This is a genomic window from Nocardia sp. XZ_19_369 (genome assembly GCF_015355715.1).
Taxonomy (GTDB): Bacteria; Actinomycetota; Actinomycetes; order Mycobacteriales; family Mycobacteriaceae; genus Nocardia.
Genome location: NZ_JACVED010000013.1, coordinates 260,841 through 279,579 on the forward strand (window position 1 = coordinate 260,841; position 18,739 = coordinate 279,579).

The following is an 18,739-nucleotide window of genomic DNA, read 5'->3' on the forward strand; positions in this document are numbered from 1 at the left end:
GGGCGATACGCGCCTCGGGCACCGGCCGGTCGCGGTCGCGTCCTGTTCTGACAGCATGACGAGCGTGATCAACGCACTGCGCTCCGCGCTGGACAAAGCACGGCGACTGCCGGGCGCTGTCTGGTACCTGGCGGTCGGCGGTGTCACCTCGATGCTCGCGTTGTTCGCGGTGGTCGGCCTGCTGATCGTCGGCGCGTTCTGCCTGATCGGTGTAGGGATACCGGCGCTGCCCGAGGCGATCCGGTTGGTCCGTCCGTTGGTGTCGTTCGATCGGCGCAGGGCCGCACGGTATCTCGGTGAACAGGCGGCGGAGGCTTATCAGCCGTTCACCGGCGGGCTGCGGCAGCGGGTCGCGACCGTGTTCACCGATCCGGCCAACCGGCGGGACTTCGGCTGGCTGGTCGCGCACGCGCTGACCGGCATCTATCTCGCGGTCTTCGCCATCGCGCTGCCGCTGAGCACCCTCGCTCAGCTGGCGATCCCGGAATTCTGGCAGCTGTTGCCGCCGGGGCAGGAGTTCGCCAGTTTCGGTTTCGTGGTCGACTCGTGGCCCAAGGCGATCCTCAGCTTCTTCCTCGCCTTCCCCGTCGCCCTGGTGACCCTGCAACTTCCGGTGGCCGCGCGCTGGCAGGCGATGGCCAGCCACGCCCTGCTGAAACCGACCGAGGGCGCCATGCTGGCCGACCGCGTCGCGGCACTCACCGCGACCCGCGCCGCCGCGCTGGACGCGCACGGTGCCGAGCTGCGCCGGATCGAGCGCGACCTGCACGACGGCGCGCAGGCCCGGCTCGCGGCGGTGATCATGCAGCTCGGGCTGGCCGACCAATTGCGCGAACAGGATCCGGAAACGGCGCAGGGTCTCGTGCGCAAGGCGCAGGACACCGCGACGGCCGCGCTGGCCGAACTGCGGGACGTGGTGCGCAACGTGTATCCGCCGGTGCTCACCGATCGTGGTCTGGCGAGCGCCATTTCGGCGGTGGCCGCCCGCAATCCCATTCCCTGTGTGCTCGATCTCCGCGAGGTGGGCAGGCGTCCCGCCGCGGTGGAGGCGGCGGCGTACTTCGTGATCACCGAGGCACTCACCAACGCCACCAAGCACTCCGGCGCCGTGGGCATCTCGCTGGTGCTCGGCGGTGCGCCGGAACTGTTGACGATCGAGGTCCGCGACGACGGGGTAGGCGGCGCCGTGGAGACCTACGGCGGCGGGCTGGCCGGTATCCGGCGCCGGGCCGAGGCGCTCGACGGCCGGATGACGCTGACCAGTCCACCCGGTGGCCCTACTGTATTGCGGGTGGAGTTGCCGTGCGGGTCATGATCGCCGAGGACGATGCCCTGCTGCGGGAGGGTCTGGTGCTGCTGCTGAGTACGGCGGGCATCGAGGTGGTGGCCGCTGTGGACAACGCGGACGACTTCCTCGCGGCGGTGGCCGCGGATCGACCGGACGCGGTCGTCGTCGATGTGCGCCTGCCGCCGACGTTCACCGACGACGGTTTACGCGCGGCCGTCAGCGCGCGCAAGCTGCACCCCGGCCTGCCGGTGCTGGTGCTGTCGTCCTGGGTGGAGGACAGCTACGCCGCGGAACTGCTCGGCGACGGCATGGGCGGTGTCGGCTACCTGCTCAAGGAGCGGGTCGGCAAGGTGGACCGCTTTCTCGATTCGCTGCGCCGGGTCGCGGCGGGCGGCACCGCGATGGACCCCGAGGTGATCTCGCAACTGCTGGTGCGGCGCAAGGCCGATGACCCGATGGCCGCGCTGACCGCCCGCGAGCGCGAGGTGCTGGCGCTGATGGCCGAGGGGCACAACAACGCGACCATCGCCGAGCGGCTGGTGGTCAGCGAAGGCGCTGTGCACAAACACATTCGGAGCATCTTCGCGAAGCTCGGGCTCTCCACCGAGGATGTCGGCCATCGGCGCGTACTTGCCGTACTGGCCTACTTGAACGCGTGAAGCCCTGAACCCGTTGGGGCTCAGGGCTCACGGCTCCGGTCAGTCGACCCGACAGGTCATATCCTCGGCGGGCAGCGTGCCGTCGCGGAAGTAGGTGTTCACCGCCGAGTACACGCAGGAGTTCTGGTAGCGCCCGAAGATCCAGTGGATCGGCACATCCTGGAGGGTGACCATGCGGGACGCGCTCAGGTCGTTGTGCATGGCGACCGCTCCGTCGTAGGCGGTCCTGGTGTCACCGGTGGACTGCACGATCATGGCGGGCACCGCATTGCGCACCACCGTGGCCGGCTCGGCGGGCGGAGCCCAGAACGCGCACGGGGTGATGTTGTTGGTGAATCCGGCGAACACCGGTTCGGTGGCGCGGGCGGCCTCGATGTTGCGCCAATAGAATCCTGGATCCCGCGGCGCGGCGACGTCACCGCACATGATGGCCATCTGCGATGAATTGTCGTTCGGACGTGCCTTCAGCGCGAATCCCAGTGTGGCGTTCAATGTTTCGTCGGGCTGGGCGGGCTTGCCCGCGGCGGCATCGGCGATGGTACGGATCTGACCGGCGAGCATCCCGTACTGATCGGGACTGTCCAGCCCGACGAACAGCACTACGGGCAGCCAATGTTCGTCGATCTCGTACTCGCCCAACCGGATCGGCTTGTCCGCAGCCTGTTTGATCAGGTCCTGGACAGTGCCGCGGACCTGCGCCCGGCTCGTGCCGAAGTGGTATTCACCATCGCGCGCCGCGACCCAATCCGCCCACAGGTCGAGCGCGGCCTCGTTGGCCGGACCCATGGCCTGCATCATGCCGACCGTCCCGTAGGCGTCCGGGTCGGCCGCGCTGTCCAGCACCATCCGGTCGCTGCGTTCGGGGAACATCTGCATGTACACCGCACCGAGGTAGGTGCCGTACGAGGTGCCGAAGTAGCTGATTTTCTCCGCGCCGAGAATGCCGCGGATGACGTCCATGTCCCGCGCGGTGTTGCGCGTGGTGATGTACGGCAGGCGAGCCCCTTCGGCGGTGGCGCAGCGGGCGGCCAGATCGCTATGTATCGCAACGGATTCCGCGAAACCCGCCGCGTCGAGGCCCGCCGAGTGCAACCCGAAGCCGATCGGCCACCCGCAGTGGACAGCGGACGAGCGTCCGACGCCACGCGGGTCCATGCCGATCAGGTCGTAGCGGGCGCGCACCTCGGGCGTCATCGCCTTGCCGACATCGACCATGAAGTCCAGGCCTTCGCCGCCGGGGCCGCCGGAGTTGGACAGCATGACGCCGCGCTGCGGTGCGGGATCGGTGCCTGCGATCCGGGAGATCGCCACGGTGAGTGTGGGCCCTTGCGGGTCAGCGTAATTCACCGGCACGGTGACGTCGGCGCACTGCGCCCCGGCGTCATCCAATTTCGGAACCCCGCAGGCTTTCCAGTCCAGCTGCTGACTGGTGAACCGGTCCGGCACCGGCGTTTGCGGTTTCGCCTCGGCCTTGGGACCGGCACAGCCGATCAGTCCGGCACAGGCCACCAGGCCGGTCAAGGCGACCGTCAGCCCTTTCGCGCGTTTCACTGTTGCTCCTCGGAAGTTGTTCGGCCGCATCCGATATGGGGGCCGTGGTTACTGGTGGGTGGGGCGATCACGAGGCGCACAGGGCGGCGTCCAATACGCCGTTGACCGCATCGGCCTCCTCCTCGGTGGCCGGCAGCTGGTTGACCGTGACGGTCACCGCGGTGCCTTCGGCCGTCACGCCGTTGCGCGTCTCGAAGCCGGGAATGCTGCCGCCGTGCCCCCAGACCTCTTTGCCGCACGGCGCGGTCCGGTGGATCAGCGCGAGGCCGTAGTCCGCGCCCGGCATGCGGTCGAACGGCACGGTGCGCTTCATCTCGGCCAATTGCGCAGGCGGCAAGATCTTTCCGGCCAGCAGCGCGGTGAAGAACCGGTTCATATCGGTCGGGGTGGCGATCATGTCACCCGCGGTGGCACCCCAGGACGGGTCGAAGTCGGTGAAATCGACTGGCTTACCGTCGATTCGGTGGTAGCCGCGGGCGTGCGGGCCACGGATACCGGTTTCGCGGGCGGCGGGCACATAGGTGTCGCGCAGGCCGAGCGGCTCGAGGATCCGGCGCCCGATCTCGTCGGCGGCCGGATTGCCGGTCACCCGCTCGATCAGCAGACCGGCCAGCAGGTAGTTGGTGTTCGTGTAGACGGACTTCGCGCCCGGCTCGAACTGGGGCGGTGCCGTCATCGCCCGGCGGACCAGCTCGGTCATCTCGAAGTGCTGCCACCGCAGCGTTTCCTCGTCCGGGTCGATCTGTTCGGAATTCTGCGTCGTGATGCCGTCGCCCGCGCCACGACCGAGGTAGTCCGGCACGCCGCTGGTGTGCTGCAACACCTGGCGCACCGTGATCCGGTTGCCGTCGTTGCCGTTGCCCTGCACCATGCCGGGCAGGTAGCGCTCGATCGACGCGTCCAGGTCGACCTTGCCCTCGGCGACCAGCTGCATGATCACCGTCGCCACGTAGGTCTTGGTGTTGCTGCCGATCCGGACGCGCGCGTCGTCCGGGAACGGTGCCCGGGTGTTCAGGTCGCCGACCCCCGCGGTGAACGTCCGATGTCCGGCGGGTCCGTCGATCACCACCTGCACACCGGGAAATCCTTGGCGCACCACCTTGTCCATCGCGGCGGCCACGGCGGGCGGCGTCGTCGTCGCCGCCTCGTCCGGTGCGCCCACCGACGTCTCACCACCGCACGCGGCCGCGGCGAGCACCGCGCCCGCCACTACGACCGAAAGGGCCGCTTTACCGGAGTTGCGCCGAAATGGGTTCATGAGCAGTGTCTTCCTCCTGTTCGAGCCGGAAGGCATGGGTGCGTCCCCGACGATTCGAGCCTAGGAATCGGGAGCTCTCGCGCCCATGCCGCGGACACCCGAATGCTGGGTACTGTCTGCTGGCGTGTCGTGGTGGTGCTAGCACCACCACGACAGTTGGCCGTCACGAAAAGCTCAGGGATTCATTGGTTGGATGTCTGTAACGATGACGTCAGATCAACAGTGGCTCATCGGTGACTTCGCGCAGCAAGGTCAACGAAGACGTCGGACGATTGTCTACGTTCATAGCTGGAGGTCCGATGGTGAGAGAGGGGACCGAATGCTGAAGTTCGCTGTGCTCGGCGAGGTTCGTGCGTGGCGCGACGAGCTGGAGCTCGATCTCGGCTCCAAACAGCGCCGAGCCTTGCTGGCGGCGCTGTTGCTGCGCAGCGGACGTTCGGCCACGGTGCCGGAACTCATCGACGGCGTCTGGGGCGAGCATCCGACGCCGAGCGCGATCGGCGCGCTCCGCAATCACATCCTGCATCTACGCCGGGCACTGGAGCCGGAGCGCCCATCCGGTGCGCCTGCCACGGTGCTCGTCGGGTTCGGCGGCGGCTACGCGCTGCGGCTGGCTCCCGGCGCGGTGGATGTGGAGCTGGTCGACGACCTGCTGGTCGAGGTGCAACCGGACCGGATCGGCACGGAACCGCAGCACACGGTCGAGTTGGTGCGCGAGCGGCTCGACACCGCGCTGCGGCTGTGGTCGGGCACGCCGCTGGCGGGGCTGCCCGGCCCCTATGCCGATCGGCAGCGCACCCAGCTGATCGAACGCCGGGTCGCGCTGCTGGAGCAGCGCATCGAGCTGGACCTGCGCCTGGGCCGCTATCCGGAGGTGATCGCGGAGCTGACGCCGCTGTCGGCCGAGCACCCGATGCGCGAGCAACTGCGCGGCCTGCTGATGACCGCGCTGTATCACGCGGGCAGGCAGGCCGAGGCGCTCGCGGTGTACGCCGACACCCGCAAGGTGCTCATCGAACGGCTCGGCATCGAACCCGGCCAGCCGCTCGCCGAGCTGCACCAGCGCATCCTGCGCGGGGATCTGCGTGCGCCACAACGCGATACCGGCAATGCGGCGATGATCGTGCGGCCGCCGCGTCGCACGGTGGCGCGGGTCGCACAGCTGCCCGCCGACGTCGTCGACTTCACCGGCCGCACCGAGACGGTCCGGCGGATCAGCGAATGGCTCACCCGCGCCGACGGTTTCGCGGTGCCGGTGTGTGTGATCAACGGCATGGGCGGTATCGGCAAGAGTGCGCTGGCGGTGCATGTCGGCCATCGTGTCCGGGACCAGTTCCCGGACGGGCAGCTGCACGTCGACCTGCACGGTTTCGCGCAGGCCCGCGGTCGCGGCCAGGCAGGTACCCCGGCGGCGGACACCCTCGGCGATTTCCTGCGGGCCCTCGGCGTCGCGGAGGGTGAGATCGCGCCGACGCTCGCCGAGCGCTCGGCCCAGTTCCGCAGCATCCTCGACGGCAAGCGGGTGCTCGTCGTGCTGGACAACGCGCGCGACGTGGACCAGGTGGCCCCGCTGATACCGGGCACGCCCGGCTCGGCGGTGCTGATCACCAGTCGCTCCTCGATGCCCGAATTACCTTGCGTAGTAGGCGTTCTCGGTGTGCGCCTCGATGTGCTCGCCCCGGTCGAGGCGCGCACCCTGCTCGCCGGGATCGCCGGCCTGCGGCGGGTGGCCGCCGAGCCCGCCGCGGTGCACAGCGTGCTCGAGGCGTGCGGCGGATTACCGCTGGCCGTCCGGATCGTCGGCGCGCGGCTGGCGGCCAGGCCCAGCTGGACCATCGGCAGCCTGGCCGAGCGGCTGGCCGACGAGCAGCAGCGGCTCGGCACGCTGCGCAGCGGCGACCTCGCGGTCGAGGCGGCGTTCCGGCTCAGCTACGACCAGCTCGATTGCGCGCAGGCCAGGGCCTTTCGGATGCTGGCCGCGCCGGAGGTCGCGGAGATCTCGCTCGACGGCGCGGCCGCCATCCTCGGCGCGGACCGGATGCTGGTCGAGGAGCTGTGTGAATCGCTCGTCGACCTGAACCTGATGGAGACCAGTTCGTCCGGGCGCTACACCTATCACGATCTGCCGCGCTTGTTCGCGCGTGAACTGCACGGTCCCGAGGCCGACGAACCGACCTCCGGTGCGCTGGCCCGGCTGCTGGACTTCTACCTGGCCACCATGAAAAACCTGATGGCGGTGTGCAATCCGGGCTCGCGATTGCCGGAACACTTGGGTGACACCGTCGCCGACGGACTGACGTTCACCGACAGCATCGCCGCGCAGTACTGGCTCGATGTCGAGCGGCCGAACCTGATCTCGCTGTACGAGCAGACCGCGCGGGTGGGTGGTCCCGCGCTGGTGCCCGCGGCCGACATCGCCTGGGCCAGCGCGGAATTGATCGACGGCGGCCCGCACTGCCAGGAGCTGTCCCGGGCGCTCGACAAACTGCTCGCCGCGGCGTTGCGGGCGGGTGACCGCCGCGTCGAATGCCGGATCCGGGTGACCCTCGGGGCGAACTACAGCTACTCGCTCGGCACGCTGCGCCAGGGCCGGGACCACCAGCGCATCGCGCTCTCGCTGAACCCGGCCTCGGCCAGCGACGTTCGGCTGATCGCGTTCGCCGGGCAGCTGCTCGCCTCGTCGACCAGGATGGGCACCGAGACGGCGGCCTCGCTCGCACACGCCGAACGCGCGATCCGGCTGGCCCGCCGGGTCGAGGATCCGGCGGTCGAGTGCGCCAGCCTGGTGCACATCGCCAAAACCCTGTCCGACGGTGGGCAATTCGTCGCCGCCGAGGCCAGGGCGACGGAGGCGAAGACGCTCGCCGCCAAGATCGGCAATGCCGCGCTGGAGGCGATGGCGACGCACGAACTCGGCGTGAGTCGCGGCTTTCAGGGCGATCACACCCACGCGATCGAGCTGTGCCGCGAGGCGGTCCAGCTGGCCCGGCTCAGCGGGGTGGAACTACGCGAAGGCTGGGCGCTGGCGCGGCTGGCGCACGTGCACATGATGGCCGGTCAGCTGACCCAGGCCGAGCCGATCGCGGACGCGGCGATCCGGATGCTCAACCGCGCGATCGGGCCATTGACCAGGGCCAGGGTGCTGGTGATGCACGGGCTCATCCTGCAGGCGCTCGGCCGGACCCATCAGGCCTATTGCGCATACCGTTCGGCGGCAGAGGCTTTCGCGCCGATGGAGGACGCGCACTTCACCCACGAGCGGCTCGACAGCGAGGTGGAGGCGCCGATCCTGCAATTGCTCCGCGAACACCTGGACGAGGTGATCGCCGAACGCAAGCAGCGGCGCAATCGTGCCGCCGGGTAGCGCCTGAATACGAAAAGCGGGAAGCCCGAACGGACTTCCCGCTTTCCTGACGGCGTCAGTGGCCGCCGTTGTCCTTCAGCCGCTGGATCGAGGCGGCAACCTCGGTCTCGGCCTCGGCGCGGCCGACCCACTCCGAGCCCTTGACGTACTTGCCCGGCTCGAGATCCTTGTAGCGCTCGAAGAAGTGCTTGATCGCGGCCAGCTCGAACTCCGGCACATCCTTCAGGTCCTGGATGTGGTCCCAGCGCGGATCGCCGGCCGGCACGCACAGCACCTTGTCGTCGCCGCCTGCCTCGTCGACCATCTTGTACATCGCCACCGGGCGCACCTCGATGAGGCAGCCGGGGAACACCGACTCGGGCAGCAGGACCAGCGCGTCCAGCGGGTCACCGTCCTCGCCCAGGGTGTTCTCGATGTAGCCGTAGTCGGCGGGGTAGACCATGGAGGTGTAGAGGTGCCGGTCGAGCCGGACCCGTCCGGTCTCGTGATCGACCTCGTACTTGTTCCGAGAGCCCTTGGGGATCTCGATGGTGACGTCGAACTCCACGCCATCTCCTTCGGTGCATCTATGAGCATGAGCAGTAACGACTGCCGACTCGCCAGGTTGTTCGGGGGAACCGTTGCGCAACGAGGATAGTGTGGTCGGCGGGGACATGGGTGCGGCAGGCGGCTGCTGCGGAAATCAGTCGAGGAGAGCTGCGGGCTGTGGTTGGTAAGAACATCGGTGGCTTGGCTGCCCGGCGGCGCCGCAATCTCTGGATCGGGTTCGGTCTCACGCTGGCCGTGGTGCTCGCAGCGGGCGGCGGGGTGCTGCTCACTGTCAAGCCGTGGACCGACGAATTCCGGCACGGCGGGCTGACCACGGCCGCACCGCCCGCGCCGGTCCGCCCCTTTCCTCAGGTCGCCCCCGCGCCGTCGAACGCGCCCGCGCCCAGCCCGGCCGGGGTGGCCGCCGCGCTCGCGCCGGTCATCGGCAATCCGGATCTGGGCGCCTTCTCCGGTCAGGTCACCGACGCCGACAGCGCGACGGTGCTGTGGAGCGGCGACCCGAACCGGTCGATGATCCCGTCGTCCACGGCGAAGATCCTGCTCACCGCCGCCGCGCTGCTCACGCTGCCCGCGGACCACCGGGTCACCACCAAGGTGGTGGCGGGGACCGCGCCCAACGAGCTGGTGCTCGTTGGCGGCGGGGATCCGACGTTGACCGCGGAGCCGGAGGGCAAGGGTTACTACCCGAACGGGCCGCGCCTGTCCGATCTGGTGAGCCAGATCAAGAGTTCCGGCAGGTCCGCCGACACGATCCTGGTGGACACCTCCGCCTACACCGGACCGTCCATGGCCCAGGGCTGGGACCCGATCGACATCGGCGACGGCTCGATCGCGCCGATCGACCCGGTGATGATCGACGGCGGCAGGCTCCGCCCGCTCGTCGAATACTCGCCGCGCACTCCGACCCCGGGCTTGGATGCCGGGCGCCGACTGGCCACCGACCTGGGCCTGGACCCGGCCAAGGTGCGGCTCGGCACCGCGGCACCGGGTGCGGCCGAGGTGGCGAGCGTGCGCTCGGCGCCGCTGCGCGACCGGCTGCGCGACCTGATGGTCTACTCCGACAACGTGCTCGCCGAGACGGTCGGGCGGGAGATCTCGGTCGCCACCGGCGGCGAGGCGTCGTTCACCGGCGCGGTCAACGCGGTGAACGCCGCGCTCAGCAAGGCCGGATTCGACGTGTCCGGGGTGACCATGCACGACAACAGCGGCTTGTCGGTCGACGACCGGATTCCGGCGCGACTGCTCGACCGGATCGTGGCCACCGCGGCCAGGCCGACCGTGGCCACCGCGATCCAGCCGTCGAACACCATGGCCAGGCCCGAAAACGACCAGCTCGCCACGACTTTGGCACCGCTGCTGGACGCCCTCCCGATCGCGGGCGCGACCGGCTCGCTGACCAGCCGCTACGTGGTGCGCGACCGCAACGCCGCGGGTTGGGTGCGGGCCAAGACCGGAACTCTGTCGGTGTCCAGCGCGTTGGTCGGGTATGTGCTGGACGCCGATGGGCGGGTGCTGACCTTCGCGTTGATGTCGAACGATCGACCGCCGGAGGTGAGCAGGCCCGCCTTGGACGCGATCGCAGGCACGCTACGCAACTGTGGATGTTCGTGACGGGTGGTTGACAATGCACGGAGAAAATTCCGACCCAGCTGACACAGGCACGGGCAGTTCCGTGCTGCCTGCCGCCGAGGGCGCGGTCGACCGGTCCACGGGCCGGTCGGGGTTCTCCGGTGCCGTCGACTGGAAGCTGGCCGCGAAGACCGGCGCCGCGCTGGTGCCGTCCGGCCCACGCACCTCGCGCTACTCGGCCGAGCAGGTCGTCGCCGAACTGGCCACCGCCTCGGTGCGCGCCGAAGGACCGGTCCGGGAGGTGAGCGGGCTGCTCGACGACCAGCCGGTGCCCGCCGCCCGGATCGTCGACCGGCCCGGCTGGATCAGCGCGGCCGCCGACTCGATGTCCCAGCTCACCGGCGCCGGTGCCGACACCGGCGAGCGCGGGCTGCTGCAAGGCAAACCGGCGGGCGTGCAGGCCGGCGCGATGCTCGCGTTCCTGTCCACCGCGATCCTCGGCCAGTACGACCCGTTCACCGGGCCGGACGGCACGCTGCTGCTGGTCGCGCCGAACATCATGGCGGTCGAGCGCGCACTGGGCGTCTCGCCCAGCGACTTCCGGCTCTGGGTCTGCCTGCACGAGGTGACCCACCGGGTGCAGTTCTCCTCCGCGCCCTGGCTGGCCGACTACATGCGCGCCAACGTCGAGGTGCTCGGCGAGGTCGGCGACGAACCGCTCAACCAGATGCTGTCACGACTGGTCGAGGAGGTGCGCGACCGCCGCCGCGGCGGCACCCCGGACGATCCCGCCGCCCGCGGCATCGTCGGCCTGCTGCGCGCCACCCAGGCGCCGCCGCAGCGCGAGGCTCTCGACCGCCTGCTGATGCTCGGCACCCTGCTGGAAGGCCACGCCGATCACGTGATGGACGCCGTCGGCCCCGCCGTCGTGCCCTCGGTCGAGCAGATCCGTTCCGCCTTCGACCAGCGCCGCAAGCGCCCGACCAACCCGCTGCAGCGCATCATGCGCGCGCTGCTCGGCGTGGACGCCAAGGTCGCGCAGTACGTGCGCGGCAAGGCGTTCGTGGACGACGTGGTCGGCCGGGTCGGCATGGAACGCTTCAACACCATCTGGACCGACGGCGAAACCTTGCCGCGCACAGACGAAATCGAGCACCCGGAACGCTGGGTCAGCCGCGTCCTCGGCTGACGCCGAGCGGGCCCTGCGGTTGCCGAGGGCGGACGTGCGGCGGGTCGGTACGCTCCGGATATGAGTCGTGTGCCCGGACAACCCGCAGGGGTTGACCGTCCGGTGCCCGGTTCACCAGCACGACTGCCCGAGACGGCGGCGGTGCTGGAGATTCGGCGGGCCGTCCGAGGTTGGCTGGGGGAGTACCCGTCGGACGGTGTCGCCGTGGCGCTCTCCGGCGGGGCGGACTCCTTGGCGCTGACCGCGGCCGCGGTTGTCGAGGCGGAGGCAGTCGACGCGCTCGTTGTCGACCATCGATTGCAGCCGGGCTCCGACGTGGTCGCGGCCGATGCCGCGGCGACGGCGCTCGCGCTCGGTTGCCGATCGGCGCGGGTGCTCGCGGTCGACGTCGTAGGCGACGGCGGCATGGAAGCCGCGGCGCGGCGAGCTCGATACGCGGCCTTGGACGAAGCGCGCGACGGGCTGCCAGTGCTGCTCGGACACACCCTCGATGATCAGGCGGAAACCGTGCTGCTCGGGTTGGCACGCGGGTCCGGCGGTCGCTCGATCCAAGGCATGGCCGCCTGGGCCGAGCCGTGGGGCAGGCCGCTGCTCGCGGTGCGGCGCGCGGTCACCCGGCAGCTGTGCGCGGACGCGGCGCTCACCCCGCACGAGGATCCGCACAACACGTCATCCGAGTTCACCAGGGTGCGCCTGCGCGCCGAGGTGCTGCCATTACTGGAGGACGTGCTCGGCGGTGGCGTCGCCGCCGCGCTCGCGCGCACGGCCGAACAGCTGCGCGCCGACGGCGCCGTGCTCGACGCGCTTGCCGGTGAGCTGCTGCACACCGCCGGTGATGGCGCGACGCTGTCGATCGAGACGCTCGCCACTGCCCCCGCCGCGCTGCGCCGCCGGGCGATCCGGGCCTGGCTGCTCGCGGGCGGGGCGAAAGCCCTGACCGGCAAGCATTTACACGCGGTGGACGAGCTGATCACCGATTGGCGCGGGCAGGGCGGCGTCGCCGTCAGCGGCGGCTCGGCAGGTAGCAGGTTGGTCGCGGCGCGCGAACATGGCAGGCTGACACTGCGTCTGCGCAGCGGCTGATGACACATAATGGGTCGGCCGTCCGGGAGCGAAAACCAGAAGGGAACAGCTGACGTGTACGGGGACGACATCGCGTCTGTTCTGATCACCCAGGAAGAGATCGCAGGCAAGACGAAAGAGCTGGCCGAGCTGATCGCCAAGCGCTATCCCGCGGACGCCCCCGAGGGTGACCTGCTACTGGTGGGCGTGCTCAAGGGCGCGATCTTCTTCATGACCGACCTGGCCAAGGCGTTGCCGATCCCGACCCAGATGGAGTTCATGGCCGTCTCGTCGTACGGGTCGTCCACGTCCTCCTCCGGCGTGGTCCGCATCATGAAAGACCTGGACAAGGACATCGCGGGCCGCAATGTGCTGATCGTCGAGGACATCATCGACTCGGGCCTGACGCTGTCCTGGCTCAAGCGCAACCTATCCACCCGCAATCCGGCCTCGCTCGAGGTGGTCACGCTGTTACGCAAGCCGGACGCGTTACGCACCCACGTCGACGTCGCCCACGTCGGTTTCGACATCCCGAACGAATTCGTCGTCGGCTACGGCCTCGACTACGCGGAGCGCTACCGCGACCTGCCCTACATCGGCACGCTCGACCCGAAGGTCTACTCCTAGCTCCGTCAGCGGTCGGGCAGGATGCCGAAAATCGTTGCGGGCGAGCCGGAGCCGCGACGATAGAGCGGCCCGCCGACCAGGATCCAGGCCCCCGTCGCCGGGATGGCCGCCAGGTTGGCCAGGCATTCCAGGCTGATGCGATGGTCGCCGTAGAGCAGCTTGGAGACCGCGTAGCTGTCGTCGGTGCCCAGGTCGGGACCGAAGGTGTCGATGCCGAGTGCGCCACGATGGCCGAGCCGGCCGGTGCGCAGCAGCCATTCGATGGACTCGACCGCGAAACCCGGCTGATGATGCGCGGATTCGGCCGTGCCGAGGAATTCCGCGGTGCCCCACTTGGCATCCCAGCCCGTCCAGGCGATCACCGCCGCGCCGTTCGGGATGCGCCCGTGCCGCCCCTCCCACTGCTTCAGATCCGCGACGGTGATCGCGTAATCCCGGTCGCGGGCGCACCGCTCCCGGACATCGACCTTCACCGCGGGTAGCAGCAGATCGTCCAAGTCCAGCTCGTCGGCGCCGAGACCGTCGGAGTGGAAGTGAATCGGTGCGCCCCAATGGGTTCCGGTGTGTTCGCCCTGCTGAATGTAGCGCAGGTAGTAGCCGTCGTTGGCGACCGTCGCCACGATGTCGGTGCGGAACTCCGGATCGTCCGGATACAGCGGCGTGGTGGCCGGATCGTGCACATGCGACAGGCTGACCAGCCGCCCGAGCGGCCGCGGCGAGGTCATCGCTTCCGCTGCGGGATGGCCCGCGCCAGCGCGAGCAGATCGGCCTCTAGCCAGCGGAACAACCGGTAGGTAACCACGAAAGCCAGAATGCCACCCACGCTGAGCATGCGGACCGGAACGATCACCAACTCCAGATCTTCGGCGTCGACGAACGTCGCGCCCGCCACCCCGAGCAGCGGCACCGACGCGGCGACGCCGAGGTAGAAGTTGCCGCGCCGGGCCAGCTTTCGCAGCTGGCGCTCGTCGCCGGGCCCGATACCGCCGCGCACCAGCAACTGTGGATACACCGAGCGGACCGCGTAGACCGCGATCGGGAAGAACGGATACGCCAGCGCGATGGCGGCGCAAACCACCTGTGCGGCAAAGAAATGCAGGAACGTTTTCGGCGGCAGCTCGACGCCGGACAGGGCCAGGCCGAGCGGCCAGATCACGCCGGCGACGAGCCAGAAGCCGAACGGCACCAGCACCGCCCAGTCGGCCATCAGCAGGGTGTCGCGGCGGGCCTTGGCCAGCGTGCGCGCGGAATACGCACGGCCGCGCGCCAACCGGAAGCCGATGGTCAGCGGCCTGCGGGTCAGGAAGATCAACAGCAGCGCCGCGACCGGGAAGGCGATGAGGTTGTTGAGCAAGCCGACCGTGGCGAACCGGTCCTGGTCGGCCGCCGACATCCGGTCGACGATCAGCGACTGGTTCAGCTGGATGTTGTACCAGCTCGCGAGCGCGTTCGGCACGCCGATGCAGACGGCCGCGAACGGGATCAGCCAGCCGCGGCACCGGTAGGCCAGGCTGGCCGGCGGCGGATCGGCCAGGTTGCGCGCGCGGGCGTCGAGGCACAGGTCGAGCTGACCGGCCAGCTCGAAGCCGTTGCGCCAGCGCCGTTTCGGGTCGGCGTGCAGGCAGTCCAGCAGCACGCGGCGCAGCGCCGCCGGAGTGTCCGCGGGCAGCCGGGACAGCGCGGCCTCGGTGACCCCGGCGCGGCGTACGGCGAGCATGCGCGCGTAGGTCTCGGCGGACGATTCACCGGTCCGCGGCGCGTCATCGAATGGGCTTGCGCCCGAGAGCATTTCCCACAGCAACACACCCAACGCGTAGAGATCACTGCGGGTGCCGGGTGCGGGAGCGGCCGGGTCGAGCAGCCGGGCCAGCTGCTCCGGCGACTGGTACCGCAGCGAATCATCCGCTTGCGCAGCCGGATCGGCCGCCATCGGGCGTGGGCCCGACTCGCGCAACGCGAAATCGGCCAACTTCGGAATACCCTCGGCGGTGAACAGGACGTTCGCCGGTTTGATGTCGTGATGCAGCACGCCGTGGTGCTCCGCGTAATCGAGCGCGTCGGCCAGCCGCCGCCCTACCCAGGCCACTGTCTCCGGCCAGCTCAGCGCCGCGATCTCGACCCGCACGCTCGAATCCGAGGGCCGGATCTCACCTTTCGCCGCCATCGCCGTGTCGATCGCGCGCAGCAGCAACGCGCCACCATCGGACTCGGGGCCGGTGCGCCGCTGATCGAGCACGCCGACCGCGGTGCCGCCGGGCAGGTACTGCATGTAGACGAGCCGGGGTGCCGCGGCGCCGAGCCGGGTGGTGTCCGTGCTCAACACCCGCTGATCGAAGACTCGGACGATGTGCGCGTGGTCGAGCTGCGCCATGGTGTGCGGTGCGGCCGCGCGGCCCGCCGAAAGACGCACCGCGACAAGGCGTTGCATGGATCGCTGCCTGGCCAGGAAGACGCGCCCGAGCAGGCCGCTGCCGAGGTCGGTGATCAGGTCGAAGTCGTCGATGCGCCGGCCGGGGTTCAGCTCGGCCAGCGCGGCAACGGCTTCGGTGGTCTCCGCGGTGCCGAAGTCATCGATGTCGAAGTCGGCCAAGCGTTCTCGTACGGCGTCGGCGAGCTCCGGATACTCGGTGAGGAACTCCTCGACGGCCAGCGGCGCGTGCCTGCGCCGGGCCAGGAACTCCTCGCAGACCAGGTCGGCCAGCTCGGGACTGTGCTCGACCTCCGGAAACTCCTTGCGGTACTCCGCGATCCGCTTGCCGAGGTCGGCGTCGCGGCCCCAGCGCTCGCGCAGATCGATGCGCAGCAGATCGGTCAGCACCGCGAGCCGCGCCTGGGTGCCGTCGGGCACGTAGTCCGCGATCAGCGGCGGCGTGACGTGCTCGGCGCGCAGGCTGCGCTGCCAATCGGCGGCGAACCGCGCGACGGCGTCGGCGCGCGACGACGTCACGTGCGAGTCTCCACGGCAGCCTCATCCGCCGCGCGCTCGGCCGTACCGGCCTGCCCGCCGGCCGACGCCGGCGAAACCACCCGCTCCAGCGCGCGCAGGTCGGCTTCCAAGGCCCGGAACAGCAAGTAGGACACCACGAAGGCGATGATGCCGCCCGCGCACAGCACCCGCACCGCGAAGATCACCATCGGGATATCGGACGGTGGCAGGAACGTCACCCCGGCCACCGCGAGCAACGGCACCGACGCCGCCACCGCCAGATATCCGTTGCACCGCCGGTCCAGCCCGCGCAGCCAGACCGCGTCCGCCGGGCTGATGTCACCGTGCCGGAGGAACAGGGGATAGATGCAGCGCACCATGTAGAAGGTCAGCAGGAAGAACGGGTAGGCCACCGCGATGGCGCCGCACACCACCAGCGACGCGAGGAAGTGCACGATCGCCCGCGCGGGCAGGTCGCCAGTCACCAACTGCAGCGTCAGCGGAAAGGTAAGACCGGACAGCACCCAGAGCGAAAACGCCACGGCCACCGCACGATCGCCGAGCAACAGCGCGTCGCGTCTGGCGTGACAGAGGGTGTCCGGGTCGTAGCGCCGCCCCTTGCGTAGCCCGCGCGGCACCGTCAGCAGCGACCGGGACATGTACACCACGATCGCGATGCCCACCGGAAAGAACACCGCGTTCACCACACCGGTGATGATCACGAAGCTGTGCTGCGCCTCCTCGGTGAGCCTGCTGATGATCAGGTGCTGGTTGTGCTGGATGTTGTACAGCGAGGCAAGCACATTCGGCAGCCCGACCGACAGCAGCGTGACCAGCACCATCCACGGCCGCAACCGCAGCCGCCAACTGTTGGGCGCCGGGTCCACCAGCTCACGGGCGCGCGCGTCCAGACAGAGTTCCAGCTGCCTGGCCAGTACGCAGCCGTTGGCCCAGCGCATGGACCGATCGGGCGAGAGACAGCTCAGCAGCACCCGGCGCAGCGCCGCCGGGCAATCGGCAGGCACCCGTTCCAAAGCGGCCGCGTCCACGCCCGCTGTGCGCCGCTCGAGCATGGCCTCCAGCGTCGTGTCGTCGCCGTAGCCGTCGGCGCCCGCGGTGCTGTCGTCGAACGGCTTTGCCCCGGTGAGCAATTCCCACAGCACCACACCGAGGGAGTAGATGTCGGCCCGGGTATCCAGATCCGCGGCGCTGCGGCCGAACCCGGGATGGCAGGCCTCCAGCTGCTCCGGCGACATGTACGCGAGCGAACCGCCGAAGTAGGCCACCGGGCTGGTGCCCTCGACATTGCGGCTGAAGCTGATGTTGAAGTCGGCCAGCTTCGGCACCGCCTCGGCGGTCAGCAGCACATTGGCCGGTTTCACGTCACGGTGCAGCACGCCGTGCGCCGAGGCGTAGTCGAGCGCCTCGGCCAGCCTGCGGCCCAGCCACGCCACCGTCTCCGGCCAACTGAGCGAGGCGATCTCGGCGCGCACGCTGGAGTCGGTCGGCCGGATCTCGCCCTTCTCCTCCATGGCCGCGTCCACGGCGTCGAGCAGCAGCTGACCGCTGCGCTCGGCGGGCGGGGTGGCGCGCACCCAGCGCAGCACGCCGAGCAGTGTGCCGCCCGGCAGGAACTGCATATAGAGCAGCCGCAGCCTGCGCGAAGCACCGGCCTCGGCATCGTCGAGCAGCCGCTGGTCGAAGACCCGCACGATGTAGTCGTGGTCGAGCTGAGCCAGCGTCTGCGGCTCGGTGCCGTGGTCGGCGGAGATCTTCACCGCGACCAGCCGCTGCAGGGAGCGCTGCCTGGCCAGGAAGACGCGGGCGAACGCGCCGCTGCCCAGCCCGGTCAGCAGGTCGAAATCATCGATCCGCTGGCCGATTTCGATCCGGTCGAGCGCGTCGAGGTGGCCCGGTCCGGTGCCGACCGTGGTCGGCACGGCGGTTGCCGTTCCGGTCGGGTCGGTGGTTGCTCGGGTCACTTCTGAACTACGGACGGACTCGGTGGTTCGGTTCAATTCACTGTCGAGGAAAGCGGCTCTGGTCCGGGCGAGCGCGGTCCGGGTGGAATCCTCGAGCGCCGCCCGCCGGGTGCTCGGATCGTCGTCGTCGGCGTTCAACATGGCGCGCAGTTCGCCCGCCTGGTGCGGATATTCGCGCAGACATTCGCGCGGATCCACCCGTTCGCCGCTGTGGCGGCGGATGACGAACTCCTCGTACACCAGCCCGGCCGGGATACTGCCCGGCTCGAGTTCGGGAAATTCGGCGCAGTATTCGGCGAGACGTTTTCGGGTCTGCGGGCCCGCCTGTTCCGGCAGGGCGGTGTCTTGCACGGACTTGCGCAGCCAGCGGTGCCGCAGGTCGACGCGGATCAGTTCGAGCAGCGCCTCGGTGCGCAGCGTCTCGGCGTCCGGCAGGTACTCGGCGATCTCGGGCGGGTGGGCGGCGGCGGTGTCGGCGGCGTCTTCCCAGGCCGCGGCGAAGGCGGCGACGGCGTTGAATTCGGTGCGCAGCGGGTGGTTACTGAAACCAGCGCTCGCCGCGAAACCCGCGGTGGAATCGGAACTTCTATCGGCGTTGGCACTCATTCTCGGACCTAGTGGCTCGGCGGACACCGGAGAATCCGCACTGGTCGGTCGGTTAGATATCGCGGAGAAATTCCGCCACACCCGCCGCCATCATCCCCCGAGCAGTATT

General features: G+C 69.6%; 13 protein-coding genes. 7 read left to right on the top strand and 6 right to left on the bottom strand.

Translation table 11 applies throughout. The features are described 5' to 3' along the window. Positions 1–55 precede the first annotated feature (55 nt). Both IBX18_RS38835 and IBX18_RS38840 read left to right on the top strand, forming a co-directional pair. Positions 56–1,315, top strand: coding sequence for a sensor domain-containing protein (locus IBX18_RS38835; RefSeq protein WP_194838383.1), 1,260 nt, complete (start codon positions 56–58; stop codon positions 1,313–1,315). Continuing rightward, on the top strand, positions 1,303–1,947 hold the full coding sequence (locus IBX18_RS38840; protein ID WP_194838384.1) for a response regulator transcription factor: 645 nt from the start codon (positions 1,303–1,305) through the stop codon (positions 1,945–1,947). The genes IBX18_RS38835 and IBX18_RS38840 overlap by 13 nt, the downstream gene beginning before the upstream one ends. 39 nt (positions 1,948–1,986) lie before the next feature. On the opposite strand, the gene IBX18_RS38845 is transcribed toward IBX18_RS38840, so the two are convergent. Then, positions 1,987–3,498, bottom strand: coding sequence for an alpha/beta fold hydrolase (locus tag IBX18_RS38845; protein ID WP_306796595.1), 1,512 nt, complete (start codon positions 3,496–3,498; stop codon positions 1,987–1,989). Positions 3,499–3,565: 67 nt separating this feature from the next. After that, positions 3,566–4,756: a serine hydrolase gene (locus IBX18_RS38850; RefSeq protein ID WP_228542439.1), complete on the bottom strand. Its 1,191-nt coding sequence runs from the start codon at positions 4,754–4,756 to the stop codon at positions 3,566–3,568. A gap of 319 nt (positions 4,757–5,075) precedes the next feature. On the opposite strand from IBX18_RS38850, the gene IBX18_RS38855 reads away from it, so the two are divergent. Further along, positions 5,076–8,120, top strand: coding sequence for a BTAD domain-containing putative transcriptional regulator (locus IBX18_RS38855; protein WP_194838386.1), 3,045 nt, complete (start codon positions 5,076–5,078; stop codon positions 8,118–8,120). A 55-nt stretch (positions 8,121–8,175) separates the two neighbouring features. Here the strand turns inward: IBX18_RS38855 and IBX18_RS38860 are convergent, their stop codons facing one another. Then, the gene (locus IBX18_RS38860; RefSeq protein ID WP_107653814.1) at positions 8,176–8,667 is read right to left on the bottom strand and encodes an inorganic diphosphatase; all 492 of its coding nucleotides are present in this window, start codon (positions 8,665–8,667) and stop codon (positions 8,176–8,178) included. Between the two features lie 158 nt (positions 8,668–8,825). Here IBX18_RS38860 and dacB point away from each other — a divergent pair, with 158 nt between their 5' ends. Genes dacB through hpt form a run of 4 tightly spaced genes read left to right on the top strand, consistent with a single transcriptional unit; the run spans position 8,826 to position 13,116 of the window. Next, positions 8,826–10,280, top strand: coding sequence for a D-alanyl-D-alanine carboxypeptidase/D-alanyl-D-alanine-endopeptidase (gene dacB / locus IBX18_RS38865; protein WP_373889269.1), 1,455 nt, complete (start codon positions 8,826–8,828; stop codon positions 10,278–10,280). 13 nt (positions 10,281–10,293) lie between these two features. Beyond that, positions 10,294–11,427, top strand: a complete 1,134-nt coding sequence (locus IBX18_RS38870; protein WP_194838387.1) for a zinc-dependent metalloprotease — start codon at positions 10,294–10,296, stop codon at positions 11,425–11,427. A gap of 60 nt (positions 11,428–11,487) precedes the next feature. Further along, positions 11,488–12,510: a tRNA lysidine(34) synthetase TilS gene (gene tilS / locus IBX18_RS38875; protein WP_194838388.1), complete on the top strand. Its 1,023-nt coding sequence runs from the start codon at positions 11,488–11,490 to the stop codon at positions 12,508–12,510. 54 nt (positions 12,511–12,564) lie between these two features. Continuing rightward, positions 12,565–13,116: a hypoxanthine phosphoribosyltransferase gene (hpt, locus tag IBX18_RS38880; protein WP_107653817.1), complete on the top strand. Its 552-nt coding sequence runs from the start codon at positions 12,565–12,567 to the stop codon at positions 13,114–13,116. A gap of 5 nt (positions 13,117–13,121) precedes the next feature. Here the strand turns inward: hpt and IBX18_RS38885 are convergent, their stop codons facing one another. The 3 genes from IBX18_RS38885 to IBX18_RS38895 are packed head-to-tail and all read right to left on the bottom strand — an operon-like array spanning position 13,122 to position 18,630. Next, positions 13,122–13,841: a cyclase family protein gene (locus IBX18_RS38885; protein WP_194838389.1), complete on the bottom strand. Its 720-nt coding sequence runs from the start codon at positions 13,839–13,841 to the stop codon at positions 13,122–13,124. Further along, positions 13,838–16,063, bottom strand: coding sequence for a protein kinase (locus IBX18_RS38890; RefSeq protein WP_194838390.1), 2,226 nt, complete (start codon positions 16,061–16,063; stop codon positions 13,838–13,840). Before IBX18_RS38890 ends, IBX18_RS38885 begins: the two co-directional genes overlap by 4 nt. Then, complete coding sequence (locus IBX18_RS38895; RefSeq protein ID WP_194838391.1) at positions 16,060–18,630, bottom strand: serine/threonine-protein kinase; 2,571 nt, start codon at positions 18,628–18,630, stop codon at positions 16,060–16,062. The genes IBX18_RS38890 and IBX18_RS38895 overlap by 4 nt, the downstream gene beginning before the upstream one ends. Between the last annotated feature and the right edge of the window lie 109 nt (positions 18,631–18,739).

Coding starts and splice junctions, on each gene's coding strand:
- IBX18_RS38835 (WP_194838383.1), top strand. CDS start 56: ATGACGAGCGTGATCAACGCACTGCGCTCCGCGCTGGACAAAGCACGG.
- IBX18_RS38850 (WP_228542439.1), bottom strand. CDS start 4,756: ATGAACCCATTTCGGCGCAACTCCGGTAAAGCGGCCCTTTCGGTCGTA.
- IBX18_RS38855 (WP_194838386.1), top strand. CDS start 5,076: ATGCTGAAGTTCGCTGTGCTCGGCGAGGTTCGTGCGTGGCGCGACGAG.
- IBX18_RS38870 (WP_194838387.1), top strand. CDS start 10,294: ATGCACGGAGAAAATTCCGACCCAGCTGACACAGGCACGGGCAGTTCC.
- tilS (WP_194838388.1), top strand. CDS start 11,488: ATGAGTCGTGTGCCCGGACAACCCGCAGGGGTTGACCGTCCGGTGCCC.
- IBX18_RS38885 (WP_194838389.1), bottom strand. CDS start 13,841: ATGACCTCGCCGCGGCCGCTCGGGCGGCTGGTCAGCCTGTCGCATGTG.
- IBX18_RS38895 (WP_194838391.1), bottom strand. CDS start 18,630: ATGAGTGCCAACGCCGATAGAAGTTCCGATTCCACCGCGGGTTTCGCG.